Source organism: Microbacterium galbinum, assembly GCF_023091225.1.
Classification (GTDB): Bacteria; Actinomycetota; Actinomycetes; order Actinomycetales; family Microbacteriaceae; genus Microbacterium; species Microbacterium galbinum.
In genome coordinates, this window is the sequence record NZ_JAHWXM010000001.1 from 1,481,838 (window position 1) to 1,499,731 (window position 17,894).

A 17,894-nucleotide genomic window follows, 5' to 3' on the forward strand; every position below is an offset into this window, starting at 1 on the left:
CACCCCACACGAAAGCCGACCATGACCACCTGGAAATCACAGTTCATCGCCGCGACCGACGAACCCGACTCCGCGCCCCTGTTCCGCCGCGAGTTCGCACTCGATTCAGGGCACGGCACGGTCAGGCAGGCCATCCTGTCTCTGAGCGCTCTGGGCATCTGCGAAGCCTGGATCAACGGAGAGCCGGTCTCCGACGCCCTCCTCACACCGGGATGGACCAGCTACGAATGGCGTCTCCACTACGTCGACCACGACGTCACCGACCTGGTCGACAAGACGTTCACGGTAGGCATCGCCGTCGGCAACGGATGGTACCGGGGGCGCCTCGGCTGGATCGAGACAGCGAGGTACGGCGACGAGATCGCCGCATTCGCCGAACTGCGCATCACCTTCGAAGACGGACACGAGCAGACCATCGGCACGGACTCGACCTGGAGCGTCGGTGCGAGCGAGATCACCTCGAACGACTTCTACGACGGACAGAGCATCGACGCGCGACTCCGCGACGACAGCTGGAAGACTCCCGGGTTCGACGAGTCCGAATGGGGCAGCGTGAAAGTCGTCCCCTACGAGGGCGCCTTGGAACCGGACACCGCACCCCCGGTTCGCCGTGTCGACGAACTCCTGCCCCAGCAGATCTGGCGCAGCCCGTCCGGCTCTGCACTCATCGACTTCGGACAGAACATCGTCGGCTTCACACGCCTGCAGGTGCGCGGCGAACGCGGGACGACGATCACCGTTCGGCAGGCCGAAGTCCTCGAAGACGGAACTCTGGCGATGCGAACCCTTCGCTCCGCGACCAGCACCGACCACTTCACCCTCAGTGGCGGCGACGATGTGTTCGAACCCACGTTCACCTTCCATGGCTTCCGCTACGCCGAGCTCGTCGGCTGGAGCGGCGACATCGAACAGCTGACGACCGCGATCACCGCCATCGTCATCTCATCGGACCTCGAACGACTCGGCCACTTCGAATGCTCCGTGCCGGAACTGAACCAACTGCACGACAACGTCGTCCGGGGCATGCGTGGCAACTTCATCGACATCCCCACCGACTGCCCCCAGCGCGACGAGCGGCTCGGATGGACCGGCGACCTCTCGGCCTTCGCGCCCACCGCAGCGTTCCTGTTCGACGTCAAGGACTTCCTGTCGGACTGGCTGCGAGACCTCGCCCTCGAACAGTCGAACCGCGACGGACTCGTCCCCTACATCGTGCCGGACATCCTCAAGTACGCGGTCACACCCCAAGCGGGCGCCGGTGCCGACGAAGCGGCTGCTTTCTGGAGCGACGCCGCGGTCTGGGTGCCCTGGTCCCTCTGGGAAGCGTACGGCGACCCGCGCGTCCTCTCCGACTCCTTCGCCTCGATGCTCGCGCATGGGCGGCGGGTGCGCTCCCTCCTCTCGCCGACCGGAGTCTGGGACACCGGCTTTCAGTTCGGCGACTGGCTCGACCCCGACGCGCCCGCTGACCAACCGGGGGCGGCAAAGGCCGATCCCGGAGTCGTCGCCACGGCGTGCGCCTATCGCTCGGCCGACCGCATCCGTGCTGCCGCGGAGGTGCTCGGTAGAACGGCCGAGGCGGAGGAGTTCGCATCGATGGCACGTGAGCTCCGCACTGCTTTCCATCGCGAGTACGTGCACGGCGACCGGATCCTCAGCGACAGCACGACCGTGTACTCCCTCGCCATCGTCTTCGGGCTGCTCGACGGCGAAGAGCGAGAAACGGCCGGCGCCCGCCTGGCCCAGCTCGTCGCCGACAGCGGCTTCCACATCTCCACCGGTTTCGCCGGAACACCGTTCATCGCCGACGCCCTGACATCGACCGGGCAAGTCGAAGCCGCGTACCGTCTGCTGCTCCAGCGGGAGTGCCCCTCCTGGCTGTATCCGGTCACGATGGGGGCGACGACCATCTGGGAGCGGTGGGACTCGATGCTCCCCGACGGGAGTATCAACCCCGGCGACATGACGAGCTTCAATCACTATGCCCTCGGCGCCGTTGCGGACTGGATGCACCGCGTCGTCGGAGGTATCGCACCCCTTCAGCCCGGATATCAAGAGATCCTCATCGCGCCGAAGATCAGCGACGGGGTCGACTGGGCGAACACCGCTCTGGTCACCCCTCAGGGGCGCGTCTCCGTGCGATGGGAACGTGACGGCGACGTCATCCGGCTCCAGGCCACCATCCCTGAAGGAGCGACAGCCGTCCTCTCGTGGCAGGGAATCCAAGACCGCCCGCTTGGATCAGGCACCCACAGTCTTTCACTGCCCGCAACAACTACATCGGTCGACGCGTTCGCCTGAGGGTCGTCGACCGCCCGCCGCCGGGGCCTTCGTATATCAATTGACGACAAACGGGTACAGTGATCGAGGTGAAAGGGCGGATGCCCACACGGAGGGAGAACCGATGAGCGACTCGAGCGCGCCGCCGCGCCGCCGCCGACCCTCACTGGCGGACGTCGCGAAGCACGCGGGCGTCTCCGAAGGGGCCGTGTCGAAGGTCATCCGCAAGGCCTACGGCGTCAGCCCCGCCATGCAGGAGCGAGTGCAGAAAGCCATTGAAGAGCTCAACTATCGCCCACGCACTGGCGCCCGAGGGATGCGCGGCCAAACTTTCACCATCGCCATCGGTTCCGAGATGCCGCAGCTCGGGAACGACTTCTTCACACAGGTGACAAGCGGCGCCGCACGAAAACTCGGCGGAAGCGGATATCAGCTCATCATCGCTCCCTCTCTCGACGGAACCGATGATGCGGACCAGAAGGTCCTCGATGCGCTGGTGGATCGCCAGGTCGATGGGATCATCGCGATCTCCCTCGACGTCGGACTACCTTTCCTCGACCGACTCGCCGAGTACGTGCCGATGGTCCTCCTTGGACGGCATGACGACCCGCAGAACTACGACACCGTCACGAACGACGACCAAGCGGGTGCAACGCTCGCAATCGAGCACCTGCTCGAGCTCGGGCATCGCCGAATCGCGCATCTGACCGTCCGCCCGACCGAGAGCACTGAGGCGTCGCTCCCACCTCACGCGATTCGTGAAGCGACCTATTCGCGAATCATGCAGGAACGGAAACTTACTTCGCAGGTGATCTACTCGGATGCATCGGAATCGTCAGCGCATTCCGTCGCTTCGTCCCTGCTCGACTCCGATGACGCTCCCACCGCAATCTTCGCGGGAAACGACACCCTCGCGATCGGGGCACTCCGAGCAGTAGCGGAGCGTGGCCTCACCGCGCAGGACGTGTCGGTGGTCGGCTACGACAACATCGAACTCGCAAGCCATCCGCTCGTATCGTTGACGACCGTCGATCAGTACGGTTTCACCACCGGAGAGAAGGCCATCGAACTTCTCATGGAGCGGATCTCGGGCGAAAGAACGAGCCCCCGCCACGTCCGACTCGATCCGGCTCTCGTCGCCCGCTCGTCGTCGTCGCGCCCGGGCGTGTAGAACCGACCAAGATCGTAGACGTCGTACTCGCCGCCGCGCCGAGCTTGTGAATGTGGCCCCGCGCCGGCGTTCGCTCGTCGTTCACCCCTCGAGCGCCTCGTCCCGGTTGCTTCTCGGCTACCTCAGTTTCCTCGCACAGCGCTACCTCAGATGCAGTACTTCTTCAGATGCTGGGAGACGAGGTACGCGCGGAGCATTTCGCACATGCTGAAGACGTGCGACAGATCTGTCGCTGCACTACTCACCGCCATCTCAACGATCGAGGAGCTTCGGCATGCACGAGACCGCAACACCCACAGGACACCTGACCGCGCTCGAGCACGTGAGTGTGGCCACGACGGACAGGAACGAAGCGTTCATCCGCGGCGTCTACCTCAGCCTGGGTTGGACCGTGACCGACGGCACCCCCGAAGGACGAACGCTCGACCTTTCGCGAGACAGGAACATGGCGCATCGTGTTGCGCTCATCGAGCTGCAACGACGATGCGAATCGGGTCTGGACAAGATCGCTCGATTGGAGACCTCCGCAACGACAAGAGCGAGAGCCGTAGCATTCGCAATCGGCTTCACCGGACTCGCGCTGGTCGCACTCGCTGTCTTCCTCTACCTTGGCGCATTCACTGTGCTCTTCTTCGCTGCCGCCGCGCTCGGGTTGATACTGTGCGGGGCACCTCCGCTTATCTTCAGAGCACTGAAGATAAGACGCGCAAGAGAGATCGTGTCGCTTATCGACGCGGAGTACGCCTCCCTCCGAAGGGCGTGCGACGAGGCGGCAAGCTTGCGCGACAGCGACTAGCCTCCGTCATCGGGCAAGGCCCGCTCGGTAGGCGAAAGCTACGAGCTGGGCTCTATCCCTCGCTCCGAGCTTCATCATCGCCCTATTCGCATGTGTCTTAACGGTGAACGGTGACAAGAACATCTGCGCTGCGATCTGCGCGTTGTCCAGGCCGGAGGCTACAGCCACGACGACATCGTGCTCTCGCGGCGTGAGCGCCTGAAAGCGTTCGGCAAGCTCCTCGTCAACTGCCGGTCGCGTGTCATCGGCGACATGACCGATGAGGGCGGCCGACGCGGCAGCCGAAAGGGCGCCGCCGCCGGCCGCAACTTCATGTATACCGGCTGCGAGATCGGCTGGTCCGATTCCCTTGCTCAGAAAACCGTTCGCCCCTGCTCTTAGTGCCGCGAGCACGTTGGCGTCGTTGTCGAACGTGGTGAGGACAATCACTCGAAGCTGCTCTGCGGTGAATTTGGCCCGGATCCGTCGCGTGACCTCGACTCCGTCGATGCCCGGCATGCGGATGTCCATAAGAACCACATCGACGGTCTCAAGGTCGAGGAGATCCAGCGCCTTGAATCCATCGCTGACATCGTCGACGACCTCGATCTCCGGCTGCGACGCCAAGATAGCTCGCAGGCCTGCCCTGATCATTTCCTGATCGTCGACGATCAACAACCGGATCATGAGAGCTTCCCTCCGTCGAGACGCATGGTCACCATGACGCTGAATCGGGTGTCGTCCTGATGGACAGTCAACCGGCCGCCTGCGGACGACGCTCGTTCCTTCATACCTACGATCCCGAGTCCGGTGCCGTTCGAAGACTCTGCCCCGGCGGGCGGGATCTCGTTCGATGCTGTGATCGCCATAGTTGTTTCCCCTATCGAGATGGTGAGCTGAACAGCTCCATCTCCGTGTCGCTGCGCGTTCGTCAGCGCCTCCTGAACGATTCTGTATGCCGCAGTTGACACCTCGGGATCGATCATGGCAGGGGCGTCCGCGATCTCGGATTGGACGGTCAATCCCGCTGATCTGAACGAGTCGATGACGCGAGTGATACCGGGGTAGTCCGGAGCAGGGGAACCAACTTCGTCCGGCTCGTCAGCGCGAAGCACACGCAGAATACGCTGGGTTTCGATGAGGATTGACTGAACAGATCTGCGCGCAGCTTCGATAGCGTCCTTCGACGCACCTGAACCCGCCGGTAGCCCCACCTCCGCGACGCCGAGGTGGATGCCCAGCACGGCCACTTCGTGCCCGACTATGTCGTGGAGATCACGCGCAATTCGAACGCGCTCCTGCGCAACCCTTCTCTCGGCTTCCGACTCCCGACTGGCGATAGCGTCTTCAGCGCGTTGCACGAGCTCACTCCGGTAGCGGTCATAGTTCCGTAGGGCACTTCCAGAGGCAGCCGCTGTGAACGCCATCGCTAATGCAGTGAAAGCAGTGGCGTTCAAGACGCCGTACCCGTCGTGGAGCACGACCGCGGTGAACGCTGCTGCGCCCGCCAGAAGACCCACGACAATTCCAGGCAGACCTCGAAGAGCTACTGAAAAGGCGGTGAAGACCACGATCGTCCAAAGGACGAGGGGATCCCCTTGGACGATCGTCGCGACCATCGGGCCAAGCGCAACCACGATGATGCCGAGGGCCGGATGGGGACGAGCGATGAAGACACCAAGGACGGTGACGCCAAGCCCCAAGTAGAGGGTGGGCTCACTCCCGGCGATCAGGAGGATGACGACTTCAGTAATAGCCGCGAGAAGCGAAACAACGACCGATGACCGATCTAGCCACTGAAGCTGACGATTCAAGCCGGGCCGGTGGATGGTCACGATTCGATACTCCCACTACTCGCTGGCAGCTCGGCCGCGACCGCCCGATTTTGCGGCGGATACAGGAGCATCTTCACGCCGATCGCCATAGCCAAGCTTCCGAAGACGACGCCACCCAGCGAATTGGCTACCGTCGCATCATCGTCGTACGCGAAGGACATGATCGCGGTCTGAGTGAGCGCGAGCAGTATGAAGGCGGCGGCGAGATTAGCGTGTTTGATCGCCTCGACCAGGATGTCTCTGTCCCGCCGGGCGGACCATATGCCATGGATCGAGATGATCAGCTCGCAGAATGCCAGCGCCGCGATGGCAACGCCGATCGGCAAGCTGTACCCCGTTCTCTCACTGGATCCGAGCAAAGTAGTCAGGTTGCCGAGGATGAAGGCGGCGGCTAGCAAAGAGATTATCCATCCGATCGCACGATAAGCCCGCGCTCTCGTGGAGTCAGCCTCATCCCTTGACTTCACGTCGTCGCGAGTGAACGATCGGTACGCTCGCACGGCAACGAACTTGCATGTCGCAATGCCGAAGGCAAACAGGACGCTAACGAGGAGGAAAACCGACGGAGCCGCCAGCAATAGCGCGGCTTTCCACACCGCCATCGCGATATTGCCGGGAATCGACAGACCAGCGAGCGCGATGCCGCGATGGGATCGGTCGTGAATGGCCGCACGGATGCGAGCGCGAAACGAAAGTCCCGTCGGCTGCCGGTCCGGCTTTGCCGACGGAACTTCCATAACGACCGCCACGAAGTTACGCGCGACGCTTGGAGTTCACGACGGCAGTGATCGCCGTGAGGACGCCCGCGACGGCGACCGAAGAGAGAAGAACCTTGCGACGAGTGGACATGTTGACTCCTTGAGTGGTGAGTAGCGCAGGTGGCACCTGCAGAACAAGCGTCCCGCGCACGCGAACCGGTCGAGTCGTTCGTGCGGACCTGTTTCGATACTGCAGATGGAGTAGTTCGGTGGCATACCACTGCAATCGCAACAGGATCGGTCACACCCGAAGTGTTCAGCGCACGCTTCTCACGCGCCACCCGATCAACAGACCGCCGGAGAGCACCAGAAGCCCCGCGACGAGGTAGAGGAGCGTGAAGTTGCCGCCTGGACCCGCAGTTCCGGATACGAGCAGCAGCGGCGCGACAAGGGGTGCCAGCGCGCTCGGAATCTTCTGCGAGAAGGCCGTGATGCCCATGAACCGCCCGGCCTGCGTCTCGCGCATCGGCAAGACGTCGAGGACCATTGCCTGGTTGACAGCAAGGAAGACCGCCACACCCAACGAGGAAAGCACTCCCCCGACGATGAGCATGGGGAGGTCGCGTGCGAAGGCAGACGCACTCGCTCCAATTGCGAACACGACGACCGAACCGCAGATGAAGGGACGGCGGCGCCCCCATCTGTCTGAGAACCATCCACTTGCGATAGCGCCCACCGCCGACACTGCGGTCGTGATCCCAGACATGAGTGCGACGAGGGGCGCGACCTCGCTCACCGGCGTGTCCATCCGCGCGGCAAGGAAGAAAGTCGAATAGGTGGAGGTGAAGGTGATCCCTGAGAAGAAGAGAAAGCGCCCGAGCCAGTTCCACGCGAAGTCCGGGAACTCGCGAGGCCGAAAGCCGTAACTGCGAATCACCGACCGCATCGTGAGCGGCTCCGTGAACAGAGCGGAGCGGGAATCGTCCTCATGGACGAACAGGATGAACGCGACTATCAGTGGACTACCGATGATGGCTGGCACCCAGAGCGCCATGACGATGTCGGAAGAGAAGGGCCCGACCAGGAGAATTCCTGCCACCGGCGCCACCTGGGTGATAACCCCTGCGAGAGCGCCCACTCGGCCACGTTGAGACGGTTTCAGCCGATCCGCCTGGATGTTGCCGATGGACCCAAGCGCCGTTCCCCAGCCTACGTTCGCGAGCGCCCATCCCATCCCGAGTACGACCACACTCGGCGCTGAAGACATCACCCATACTGCGATCAAGCCGATCACGAGTCCCGCGACAGTGAAGGGACGACGGCGCCCCCATCTACTCCGGGTTCGGTCGCTGAGAATCCCGGTGAGTGGAGCGGTGACCAACGTGACCAGCGAACCCGCGCCGATGATGTACCCCAGTACCGCCTCGTTCCCTGGATCCAAGCGATCCAGTTTCAGCGCAAGTGTGAAAACCATCGGCACGAGGTATGCGATCGCGGCGCCTAAAGTCCCCGAGAGAAGTAGAAGTACTTCGCGTACCCCAAGACCCGGCGCGAGTGTCGAGGTTGCTTGGGAAAGTGGCTGCTCTGCCGACAGAGCGGACGCCTCAGCAACGACCGAATCTTCCATCGCCCGTTGCCTGTGCCGTGAACGCCCCATGTCTGACCACATCCCGTCTCTGAAATTACGCCCGTTGCGCGATTTTCATTCACCGTACACGAAATTCGCGCTGTGATGGTAGATTTGTTTCGATCTGAGGTGAGTGATGATGACAAGCGGTGTACGCGGCCCCTACGCGAAGACGGCGGCCGTGCGCCAAGGAATTCTCGAAGCGGCGAGGTTAGCTTTCGCTGAGACTGGCTACCGAGCTACGACGATGAAAGCCGTCGCTGAGCGAGCACAGATAAGTCAGCGCGGCCTCGTGCATCATTTCTCGTCGAAGGAGGAACTGCTCACCGGCGTTCTCGCCGACTACGACCAGCGAGTCGCGAAGAATCTCTCCGGCGACACTGGGGCCGCAGCATTACGTCGGCTCGTCGAGGCCACGGCTCTAGACGCAACGGAACCACGCATCATCGAGATGTACGCGATACTCTCAGCCGAGGCCGTCGCCACAGATCACCCCGCGCACCACTATTACCTGAAGCGCTACGAAGTTTTTCGCACGTACGTGCGCACACAATTCGAGATCCTCAGCGAGCGTGGCGACATGCGCTCGCCATTGGATCCTCACACACTGTCGATCGTCTTCACAGGACTCGTGGACGGGCTCCAGACGCAGTGGCTCTACGACCGCAGTGTCGACATCCGGGATGCCCTCCATCGATTCCTCGACACCGTACTATGCGACTAAGCCCAATGGCCACGGAGCGATGCAATCGGGGCCGAGGGGTCGCGCGCGGTCTTCAGTCGTCCGCACGCGACCAAGTCTCCGAAAACACGTGTGACTGCCCTAGTAGCATCGATTCGATACCTCGGCGTTCGCAAGGAGGACTGTACAGATGACGACGACGCATGGTTCCCTCAAGCCAGCGACGAGTTCGGACGTCGCCCGCCTCGCGGGGGTGTCGAGGTCCACTGTCAGTAATATCCTGAACGGCAATGATGCTCGCTTCCCCGAGAGCACTCGCGAGAGAGTCTTCACCGCTGCACGCGAGCTCGAATACCAGCCATCCCTGGCCGGCCGCTCTCTCGTAAGCGGAAGAAGCGACACGATCGTGCTGCTGGTGCCTCACACAAGCTTCGGGGGCAATCTTCAGGACGCAGTCGATCAGATCATGGTGGGGACGCGGCAGATCGGCGGAAATGTGGTCGTGCGCTTTGCCAGCGAGAATGCAGAGACTACTCGGGGTGCGATCAATTCACTACGCCCCCTCGCCCTGGTCGACTTCGGGGTCCTCTCGACTGAGGATCGTGAATGGCTCGAGGCTCGGGGTACGATCATCGTCCCCAGCCGAGGAGCACAGCGAGCGACAGTGAGCGACGGCGGTATCGGCACGCTCCAAGCGGATGTGCTTCTCGAGTCGGGGCCACGTGAGTTGTGGTTCGCCGCGCTGTCCGACAAGAGATTCGATCCGTACGGCCCCGGGCGCTTCGCTGCGCTTGAGTCCTACTGCACCGAACGCGGCCTGCCCTCGCCTAGGCAAGTCTCTGTAGAACTCACGCTCGACGGAGGCGTCGCCGCGTTGCGTGAGATCCTTGATGTGGGGCGCCCCGCTGGCGTCGCCTGCTACAACGACGATGTCGCACTCGCTCTGCTCGCCGCTGCGCGGGAACTGGGGGTGTCTGTGCCGAAGGACATCAGCATCGTAGGAGTCGACTACACGCCGTTGGGACAGCTGTGGGCCCCCACACTCACCACGATCGATACCGACCTCCGAGGTCTTGTGACGTCTCTTGCAGAGGATCTTCGATCTCGATTGAGTGGTGCGGACGCAGACGCGGCTGCAGTCCCTCATCTGCACTTCCGAGTAGTTCGGGGGCAGAGCGCCTGATCGATGGTGCGCTAGCCCGGCCTACGTGCTCGCGAATCGTATCGGGGTGCGGAGCGGCGTCGCTCCGCGAGCGTTCTTCCTGACGAAGTCGAACGCGCAGACGATCTTTCCAAGAAGTGCACCAGAAATGCACCACGCACTAACCCGGATACGGAAAAGCCCCCGATTTCTCGGGGGCTTCCATGGCGGTGACGGTGGGATTTGAACCCATTGACCTTTCAACAGTCCTAGTCGACCCATCGGGCAGTCCGTCTCCACGCAGGTTCCAGTCGGATCGTCGCATGCCAGGCGAGATACTGTCGGAGTCTCGGAAGGAGAGTGCGTCATCCACTTCTTCGACATCGCTATTGACGACCGACTTCCTTCATTGCCGCCCTCCATCGTTTCCGGCGAGCTGTTGCGTAAACAAGGCCCGACTGTCGCGGTGGCGCCGAAGCGCTCCATGGATCGTCGATGCGCGCGATACCACCATCTGCACCTGTTCCTCCGGCAATGGTCGATCACCGCGCGCATCCACGCCGACGGTCGGATCAATGGCGGCGATCAGCGTCGGAACATCAAGCCCGCATGCGACACCATCACCCATTCGCATCAAAATCCCCGCCAAAGAGCGACCCGTCAGATCACCGTCCAAGACGAACGCCATCCGTGGCGAACTCAGTGCTGCCATCACATCAATCAGCCGCGGCAGCCCCGCGATCTCCTCGGAGAGACTCAGCTGCTCGACTGAAGTGTTGCGAGGATGCCACCAGGAGTGAATGACGTCCCGCGCCATCGCGGCGAGGCCTGAACGATATCCAATACCGTTCGGATGCAACCACCGGGTAAGGCGCCGCTGAGCTCGTAGTTGCGCGGTTCGCGCTGACACGTCGACGTCAAGGCCGTTGGCGTGCCAACGCGCGTGTTTCAGACAGATTGGCCCAGACGGGCGCGCAACGAGAACTAGTTCACCCGCTACACATCGCCGACACAGAGACTCGAGTCCGCGATACGTGCCATTGCAGAAAGCGCATCGTCGAACCCAGAGCGACGGGTCGTGCCCACACATGGAAACAAACTCGCGCGATCGGTGAGCAAAGGAATCCAACGGCAGCCCTCCCAGGGCAGCGATGAGATTCGGGACGCCGCTCGGCCTAATCGCCGTGCCAAGTCGTGGATACTCGAGGCGGAGCGATCGCCACATCACATGCTCGGAGACCATGTTCGCTTTGCATAGTCGCGCGAAGTAGCTGGCGGGAGCCTCGGCAGTGTATGGACTGATCTTGACGGGGAGGGCTCTCATCGGCCGGTGCCAGTTTCGGCAGCTCTTCTACGTCGTTCCGCTTCTCGATCGAACTCCGCAAGGTCGAGTCGCTCTGTTCCGTCGTCGATTGCCCTAAATGCAGAAAGTTGTAGCAGATCCTTCAACGGCCCGATCTCACCGCCGGTGAGCCAGTGCAACGCCTTCGCCGATGCGAGGATCTCGCCTTGGACCTGGTCTAGAAGACACAACGAGTCCTCCATAGCAAGCAACAGATCTCCCCAGTCGGACTGGCCTTGTTCCGACGTAATCGTGAAGGGTGACGCCGTGAACAGCTCGAACCGCTTGCGTATCTGCCCTTCTCGGCTACCTGAAAGCAGGCCGGTGGTTTCAACGGCGATGCCGGCGTAGATGAAGGTGCCGCCGCATCGCTCGGAGAGTTGCTTCAGCATGTCGGAAGCCTCGATGTTCTGGCGATACTGCAGGTCGAGATGGTGCACATCGTCGATCAGAATCAGTTCGGTTCCGCATCGTCGTATCGCGTTCGCCACCATGTCCAGAAGCCCGTTGTAGGTTGATCGCACGAGGGTTGGCAGTCCGAAGAATCGAGCAAACTCGGAAAGCAGCGCTTTGGCCGAGCACTGGGCGGGTACCATCACGTACATCACGGGGACCCGGCCATCAGCGGCGGAGGGATGGCGGATGAGTCTCCTGCGTAGTTCGTGTTCTTTGCCGATCTGCATCAGCGTCGTCGTCTTCCCTTGACCGGGTTCGCCCGACAGAATGAGCCCAAGCTTTCCGACTTGACGGTGGGGGTTGAGGTGCACTCGTTCACGCACCGCAGCCTGGAAGGCAGCATATTGCGGAGTCTTCACAAACGCTCCCGCCTGCGAGTATCGCGCGCGAGCCTCGTTATAGATCCAACGCTCAGAGGGGGGCATCTTGCGCAACGCGGATGCTCGAATCTTCGGAGGTCTTTCGTAGCCGGAGTTCACAAACTCTCGCCACCCCTCCGCCGTCGTAATCTCCACGTTCTCTCCCTACGCGTCCGTTGCGTCTTCGGTCGGATCCAAGATCAGCGAGAACCCGCCTCGGTTCGGCCACGGCTCCTCGGCCGATGGTTCGACACTCCCCTCCCCGTCGACTGACGTCGACGCAGAGCTTCCATGCTCGTCAATTCCGCTTGGGAGCCGCATGGGGTCGGCGAGTACCGCTCTCGCCCGCGCTCGCCTTCGTCCGGATGTGGCCGGGTTGCCGCGGGTTGCGAACTCCTCGATCGCTCGAGCCAGCTCAGGTTCCGGCGAGTCGGCTCCGTTCTCCCCGTACTCTTCACGCGCCAGACGCCAAACCTCTCCGAGCATCGGTAGCCGATGCACCTCGTTGGACCATTGGAGCGGAATGAACTCATCCTCGACGTCCAGCCACACCACGTGCAGGTTGTACGGGTCTACGCGGATCCTCCAGCGTCCGTTGTTTTGCTTCGAATCGGAAGACTTACGACGGTACGCAGTCAAACGCGATGAGTCGTACACGCGATGATCGATCGTCACTCCGTAGCGATTGATCCGACGGTAGACAGTCGGCAACAGAGCGATGAAGTCATCGCGAGAGAGAGGGATCTCCAACTCCGGAGTGACGTGGCGAAACGCCTTGCACATCTGATTAGGGGAGAGTGCTATAGACGGCGCTAAAGGATCTCGAAGCCCGTCATGAACTGTTCTCTGCCATACAACCGCGATCCAGTCCTCTAGGAGCTCCTGCGCTTGAGCGATGGTGAGGAGTTGATCCGCTCGCTCCGGCAGGTTCTTCCCTCGATGCTCCACGCTACGGCCGGTGTACCCGTACATGTGCTCGAGCAGCATGGTGTTGATGGACTTAAACGTGCGCTCGACGTGCGCCTTGTCGGTGGGCGTGTGTGTCGCCGCCGTGTTCGTCGAAATTCCGAGCTGCTCGCATGCCGCGAGGAACGGCTTCGAGAGGTATGTGCTCCCTCGATCCGTGGTGATGCTCTCAGGGAAGATGAATGGCTGTTCATGACGCGCTCGCTCGTAGTCAGCTTGGTTGATCAATACGTCATCGGCCCATGCAGTAGAGATGAGTCGGCGAGTCTCGTGGGCGCCCTCGGGACGACGTGCGTATGGCACGAGCGCCCTCGCCAGCACGACCATCAAGTCCACGCTTTTCGTACCGACCGGTCTCAATACGGCGGCAAGAATAGATCGTGTCGCCACATCGATCAGGATCGTGAGTTCCGGTCTCCCTACGGTGTTATCGTCTATCCGGACCATCACATCGAGCGTCGTCGAGTCGATCTGCGCTTGATCACCAGGGCGCAACGCTGGGCGTTTCTTGAACATCCCTGCCGGTCGAAGCGAGAGCGACTCCTTAGTCTTAGCAGATCCGAACGCATGGTTCCCATCGTCTTCAGCCTTCAGGATCCGGTAGAACGACGAACGGCTTGGCACTTTGAAGTCATCACCGTACGACCGTCGAAGCAGTCGACCGACCTGCTTGAAGAGCGTCGACTTGCTTGTCGTTGACGCCTCAGTTCGCTCCGCAAGAACTCGGCTCACGACTTCAGCGACCCGCGGATCGCGCCAACCTGAAACCTTCTTTCGACCGGCCGAGGTCTTCCGTCGATCCAGGAGGCCGACGACTCCGTACTGGTCGTAAGCCTCAATCTTGCGGTACACAGTTCGGACGCCTACATCACGCCCGAGCACTGCGGCGACTTGCGAAGCAGCGGCGGCGACAGCTGCCTCCTTCGTTGCCCCTCTGGATACAGCCTCCTGAATCTCGGAGAGGGCGCGTCGCCAGGCGGCCACCTCGCCATCCTCGATTGCCTCGTCAAGACGGCGAAGAGAATGTCGAGTGGAGACGATCTTCGTCAGTTCAGCGCTTCGCTGAAGCTCGTCGCGCGAGACCTCAATCTCAATCCCGTTTGCTGCACGCAAGACTGCAGAATCTGGAGCAACGGCCGCGATTTCGTAGTCAACCCCGCGCCACGTGAGCCAGGCGCCTGCCGCTAGCCGCATCAGATGCCGCCTCTGTACAGCTCAGTCAACGGAGTAAGCGGCATCTCTTGGTCGAACAACACGCGCTGCGACCAAAGCAGCCAATAGCATCTGGCGAGACCGCGCCCATCGTCATCGAGGCGAGCGGCAAGGTCTCTCAACGAGCCGAGAGCACCCGTCGGCAACTCCGGCGGCTCTCCGAAGTCCCAGCGAGGGTCGCGATATCGCGAGAGGAATCGAAGGTTCGCATCCCGCACTCTCGAAAAGCCTTGGTGCACCGCGTACGCCCATCCGTGTGTTCCGGCAAACCTCGCGGTTCGATCGAACTGTTGGCGCGCTCGATCATCGATCAGCTCCGCCGGCCTAACGTCGACGAGAACGCCACGCCCTCCCTGCAGGCGCACGAAGAAGTCCGGAGTATGTTCTGACGGCTCAGCGCCTACCCAACGGATCACCATCGGTTGACTTGCAACCGCTAGAAGACGCTCTGAGCGGTCGAGCTCAAGCAAGAAGGCACGCTCCGCGAAGGATTCGAACACCACATGCCTCTTGAGCGTCGACATCCACAGCGAGCCGGAGTAGTGGCGCTTAAGCCGCCAGCTCGGGAACGCCCGCACCGGTTCACAGAGTTCGAAAGGTAACTCGTCGATGTCACCTGCATCTGCTTCGCGGCGTCTACCGTCAAGCACGAAGGCAACACGAACTGCACCTTCATCGGCAAGAGAGTTCTGTGGTACATCCCAGGAATCGAAGCGCATGCCAACCACCTTTCGGGTCTGTTCGTCCCGTTACAGTGGCTTTGCGTTCGTCCTGAGCAGAACCCTCCTGCTCAATCGAGAACCTACCCCGGCGGTACCACAGACGCAACTGATCCGGCCGAAGTTGTCAGGTAGGCGGGAAAGTTGTCAGGCCAGATGAGACGGCTGACAGATCGGTGGGAAGTTGTCAGGTGGGGCGAGAAGGGACAGCGTCGGCGCCGATATTCTCCACCGACTTTCCGTAATCAAACCGTTGCATTCGTTATCTCGCCGTTATACAGTGATCACACGGTGAATGTTTGCTGTGGCACTCACCGAATGTGATTGCAGGACACTCTTGGTGCAAGGGACAAGGGCCGGTCGGGAGCCTCTCCGATCGGCCCTTACTGCTGCCCCCGAGGCCGGTATCCTGTAGGGATGACCGATCGCAAGCTCGCCCTCGCCGCCTGGGAGAGCCTGTTCCGCGCGCAGCACGAGGTCTTCCACGACATGCTCGCCGATTTCGACGGCACCGACATCAGTCAGGCCGAGTACGACGTCATGCTCACGGTGACCCGCTCCCCCGACATGACCGCCCGTCTGCGCGACATCACGGCCAACATGCTGATCAGTCAGCCGAGCGTCTCGCGCCTCGTCGACCGCATGGTCACGAACGGCCTCGTCACCAAGTGCGCCGACCCCGACGACGGTCGCGGATCGCTCATCACCGCGACGGATGCCGGTGCGCGCGCGTTCCGCGCGGTCGCCACCGTGCACGGGCGATCCATCGCCGAACGCATGTCGGCGCTCGACGACGACGAACTGCGCACGCTCCGCGCGCTCTCCGACAAACTGCGCCGCTCCTGACACGGGGAGTTCTCCCCTCGGCATCCGTTCCTGTGATCTGGCAGGGTGGGAGTTGAGTCCCGCACGCCGCGGGAACGCAGACTTCCCCTTCGGGGGATCAGGGAGGTCACCCATGGAGCTCGCCGGAATCGTCGGCATCCTCGTCATCGTCGGCATCGCCGTCGTCATCGTCGTCGTCGTCCTGCTCATCCTGCTGCTGTTCGCACGCAGCTGGATCAAGGTCGCCCGCGCCGACGAGGCGCTGGTCATCTCGGGACGCAAGCAGAAGGTGCAACGCGCCGTCGTCGGCGCCGACGGCACCAGCCGCCCCGAGATGTCGGAGTCGCCGGTCACGGTCATCGTGAACGGCAAGTCGCTCGTCAACCCGATCACGCAGCGCCACGAGATCATCTCTCTGCGCTCGCGCCAGGTGTCGCTCAACGCCGAGGCGCAGTCGCTCGACAGCGTCACGCTCAACGTCGACGGCGTCGCGATCGTCAAGATCGGCTCCGACCCCATCCTCGTGCGCCGCGCCGCCGAGCGTTTCGCCTCGCAGGACAAGGCCATCGAGCAGTTCACCACCGAGCAGCTCGAAGGTGCCCTGCGCGGCATCGTGGCGACCCTCTCGGTCGTCGAGCTCATGCGCGAGCGCAAGAAGTTCTCCGACCAGATCGCCGCCGACGTCTCGCAGGAGCTCGCCGAGCAGGGCCTGATCCTCGACTCGTTCCAGATCAAGGGCATCACCGACAAGGTCGGCTACATCCAGTCGCTGGGTGCTCCCGAGATCCAGGCGAAGCGACAGTCGGCCGAGATCTCGCAGACGAACGCCGACCGTGCGATCAACCAGAAGTTCATCGCCAACCAGGAAGCCAACCTGGTCGAGCAGACCGCCCTCGACACCAACACCGCCAACGCGAACGCCGGCATCGGTCGGGCGCGCGCCGAGGCGGAGCAGGCCGAGAACCTCGCCCGCGAGCAGGCTCAGCAGGCCGTTCTGCAGCAGCAGGCCGAGAACAAGCAGGCCCAGCTCGACGCCGACGTCAAGCGCGTCGCCGACGCGCAGCGGTACGAGGCCGAGACCCGCGCCCAGGCCGAGCTCTACACGCGTGAGCGCGCCGCCGAGGCCGCAGCTATCGAGCAGGTCAAGCAGGCCGAGGCCCGCACCCGCATCGCCGAGCAGCAGGCGCAGGCCGACAAGGCCCGTGCCGACGGTGAGGCCGCAGCCGCGGTCGCCAGCGCGACCGGTGAGGCCGAGGCACTGCGCTCGAAGGCAGAAGCCGAGGCCGAGGCTCGTCGCCTGCGCGCCATCGCCGAGGCCGACGCGATCCGCGCCGAGGGTGAAGCCCGTGCCGCCGCCGTCGAGGCAGAGGCCAAGGCCATCGCCTCCAACCAGGACGCCTTCCTCTCGCAGCGCGTGCTCGACGTGCTGCCGTCGATCATGGCCGAGTTCGCCAAGGGCTACTCGGCGATCGGCAACGTGTCGATCATCGGCGGTTCCGGCGAGGACGGCGCCTCGCACGTCGTCGGCGCCGACAGCGCGAAGGCACTGCGCTCGGTGTTCGACAGCGTGCAGTCGGCGACCGGCCTCGACCTCGCCGGCATCATCCAGGGCCAGGCCGTGGGCCGCGGATTCGGAGCAGGAGTGGCCGAAGCATCCGCCGCCGCCCCCGCCGCCGCCGCACCGACGCAGCGCGTGCCGAACCCGACGACTCCCCCGCCGCCCGCCGACGACGCGGAGTAGTCACCAGCAGGACACAGCGGATGCCGCGGCCGATTCGGTCGCGGCATCCGTCGTTTCCGCCGTAC

15 protein-coding genes are annotated in these 17,894 nt (G+C 62.8%); 7 read left to right on the plus strand and 8 right to left on the minus strand.

Annotated features, from left to right (window positions below; translation table 11 throughout):
* The first annotated feature begins 21 nt into the window (after nucleotides 1–21).
* From KZC52_RS07135 to KZC52_RS07145, 3 genes are all read left to right on the plus strand, one after another.
* Nucleotides 22–2,301 carry an alpha-L-rhamnosidase gene (locus tag KZC52_RS07135; RefSeq protein WP_247623353.1) on the plus strand — a complete coding sequence of 760 codons (2,280 nt, stop codon included), beginning with the start codon at nucleotides 22–24 and terminating at the stop codon, nucleotides 2,299–2,301.
* Between the two features lie 103 nt (nucleotides 2,302–2,404).
* Entirely contained in the window at nucleotides 2,405–3,451 is a 1,047-nt protein-coding gene (locus KZC52_RS07140) for a LacI family DNA-binding transcriptional regulator (protein ID WP_281731452.1), read from the plus strand.
* A 274-nt stretch (nucleotides 3,452–3,725) separates the two neighbouring features.
* Nucleotides 3,726–4,247, plus strand: a complete 522-nt coding sequence (locus KZC52_RS07145) for a hypothetical protein (RefSeq protein ID WP_247623355.1) — start codon at nucleotides 3,726–3,728, stop codon at nucleotides 4,245–4,247.
* 6 nt (nucleotides 4,248–4,253) lie between these two features.
* Here the strand turns inward: KZC52_RS07145 and KZC52_RS07150 are convergent, their stop codons facing one another.
* The 4 genes from KZC52_RS07150 to KZC52_RS07165 all read right to left on the minus strand — a co-directional run bounded on the left by KZC52_RS07150 (nucleotide 4,254) and on the right by KZC52_RS07165 (nucleotide 8,386).
* A complete protein-coding gene (locus KZC52_RS07150; protein ID WP_247623356.1) occupies nucleotides 4,254–4,913 on the minus strand; it encodes a response regulator transcription factor in 660 nt (219 codons plus the stop codon).
* The gene (locus tag KZC52_RS17550) at nucleotides 4,910–6,061 is read right to left on the minus strand and encodes a sensor histidine kinase (protein ID WP_247623357.1); all 1,152 of its coding nucleotides are present in this window, start codon (nucleotides 6,059–6,061) and stop codon (nucleotides 4,910–4,912) included. The genes KZC52_RS07150 and KZC52_RS17550 overlap by 4 nt, the downstream gene beginning before the upstream one ends.
* Nucleotides 6,058–6,798: a hypothetical protein gene (locus KZC52_RS07160; RefSeq protein WP_247623358.1), complete on the minus strand. Its 741-nt coding sequence runs from the start codon at nucleotides 6,796–6,798 to the stop codon at nucleotides 6,058–6,060. The genes KZC52_RS17550 and KZC52_RS07160 overlap by 4 nt, the downstream gene beginning before the upstream one ends.
* Before the next feature lie 277 nt (nucleotides 6,799–7,075).
* Nucleotides 7,076–8,386 (minus strand): MFS transporter, encoded by a 1,311-nt coding sequence (locus KZC52_RS07165; protein WP_247623359.1) that lies wholly within the window; start codon nucleotides 8,384–8,386, stop codon nucleotides 7,076–7,078.
* 136 nt (nucleotides 8,387–8,522) lie between these two features.
* Between KZC52_RS07165 and KZC52_RS07170 the strand changes: the two genes are divergently transcribed.
* Both KZC52_RS07170 and KZC52_RS07175 read left to right on the plus strand, forming a co-directional pair.
* Complete coding sequence (locus KZC52_RS07170; protein ID WP_247623360.1) at nucleotides 8,523–9,110, plus strand: TetR/AcrR family transcriptional regulator; 588 nt, start codon at nucleotides 8,523–8,525, stop codon at nucleotides 9,108–9,110.
* A 148-nt stretch (nucleotides 9,111–9,258) separates the two neighbouring features.
* On the plus strand, nucleotides 9,259–10,251 hold the full coding sequence (locus tag KZC52_RS07175) for a LacI family DNA-binding transcriptional regulator (RefSeq protein ID WP_247623361.1): 993 nt from the start codon (nucleotides 9,259–9,261) through the stop codon (nucleotides 10,249–10,251).
* 364 nt (nucleotides 10,252–10,615) lie between these two features.
* Here the strand turns inward: KZC52_RS07175 and KZC52_RS07180 are convergent, their stop codons facing one another.
* The 4 genes from KZC52_RS07180 to KZC52_RS07195 all read right to left on the minus strand — a co-directional run bounded on the left by KZC52_RS07180 (nucleotide 10,616) and on the right by KZC52_RS07195 (nucleotide 15,263).
* The gene (locus KZC52_RS07180) at nucleotides 10,616–11,026 is read right to left on the minus strand and encodes a hypothetical protein (protein ID WP_247623362.1); all 411 of its coding nucleotides are present in this window, start codon (nucleotides 11,024–11,026) and stop codon (nucleotides 10,616–10,618) included.
* A 503-nt stretch (nucleotides 11,027–11,529) separates the two neighbouring features.
* Nucleotides 11,530–12,522, minus strand: a complete 993-nt coding sequence (locus KZC52_RS07185; protein WP_247623363.1) for an AAA family ATPase — start codon at nucleotides 12,520–12,522, stop codon at nucleotides 11,530–11,532.
* Between the two features lie 9 nt (nucleotides 12,523–12,531).
* Nucleotides 12,532–14,445: a TnsB C-terminal domain-containing protein gene (locus KZC52_RS07190; RefSeq protein WP_247623364.1), complete on the minus strand. Its 1,914-nt coding sequence runs from the start codon at nucleotides 14,443–14,445 to the stop codon at nucleotides 12,532–12,534.
* A gap of 80 nt (nucleotides 14,446–14,525) precedes the next feature.
* On the minus strand, nucleotides 14,526–15,263 hold the full coding sequence (locus KZC52_RS07195; RefSeq protein ID WP_247623365.1) for a TnsA-like heteromeric transposase endonuclease subunit: 738 nt from the start codon (nucleotides 15,261–15,263) through the stop codon (nucleotides 14,526–14,528).
* Nucleotides 15,264–15,680: 417 nt separating this feature from the next.
* On the opposite strand from KZC52_RS07195, the gene KZC52_RS07200 reads away from it, so the two are divergent.
* Both KZC52_RS07200 and KZC52_RS07205 read left to right on the plus strand, forming a co-directional pair.
* Nucleotides 15,681–16,109 carry a MarR family winged helix-turn-helix transcriptional regulator gene (locus tag KZC52_RS07200; protein ID WP_247623366.1) on the plus strand — a complete coding sequence of 143 codons (429 nt, stop codon included), beginning with the start codon at nucleotides 15,681–15,683 and terminating at the stop codon, nucleotides 16,107–16,109.
* Nucleotides 16,110–16,221: 112 nt separating this feature from the next.
* The gene (locus KZC52_RS07205; RefSeq protein WP_247623367.1) at nucleotides 16,222–17,829 is read left to right on the plus strand and encodes an SPFH domain-containing protein; all 1,608 of its coding nucleotides are present in this window, start codon (nucleotides 16,222–16,224) and stop codon (nucleotides 17,827–17,829) included.
* Nucleotides 17,830–17,894: the final 65 nt, after the last annotated feature.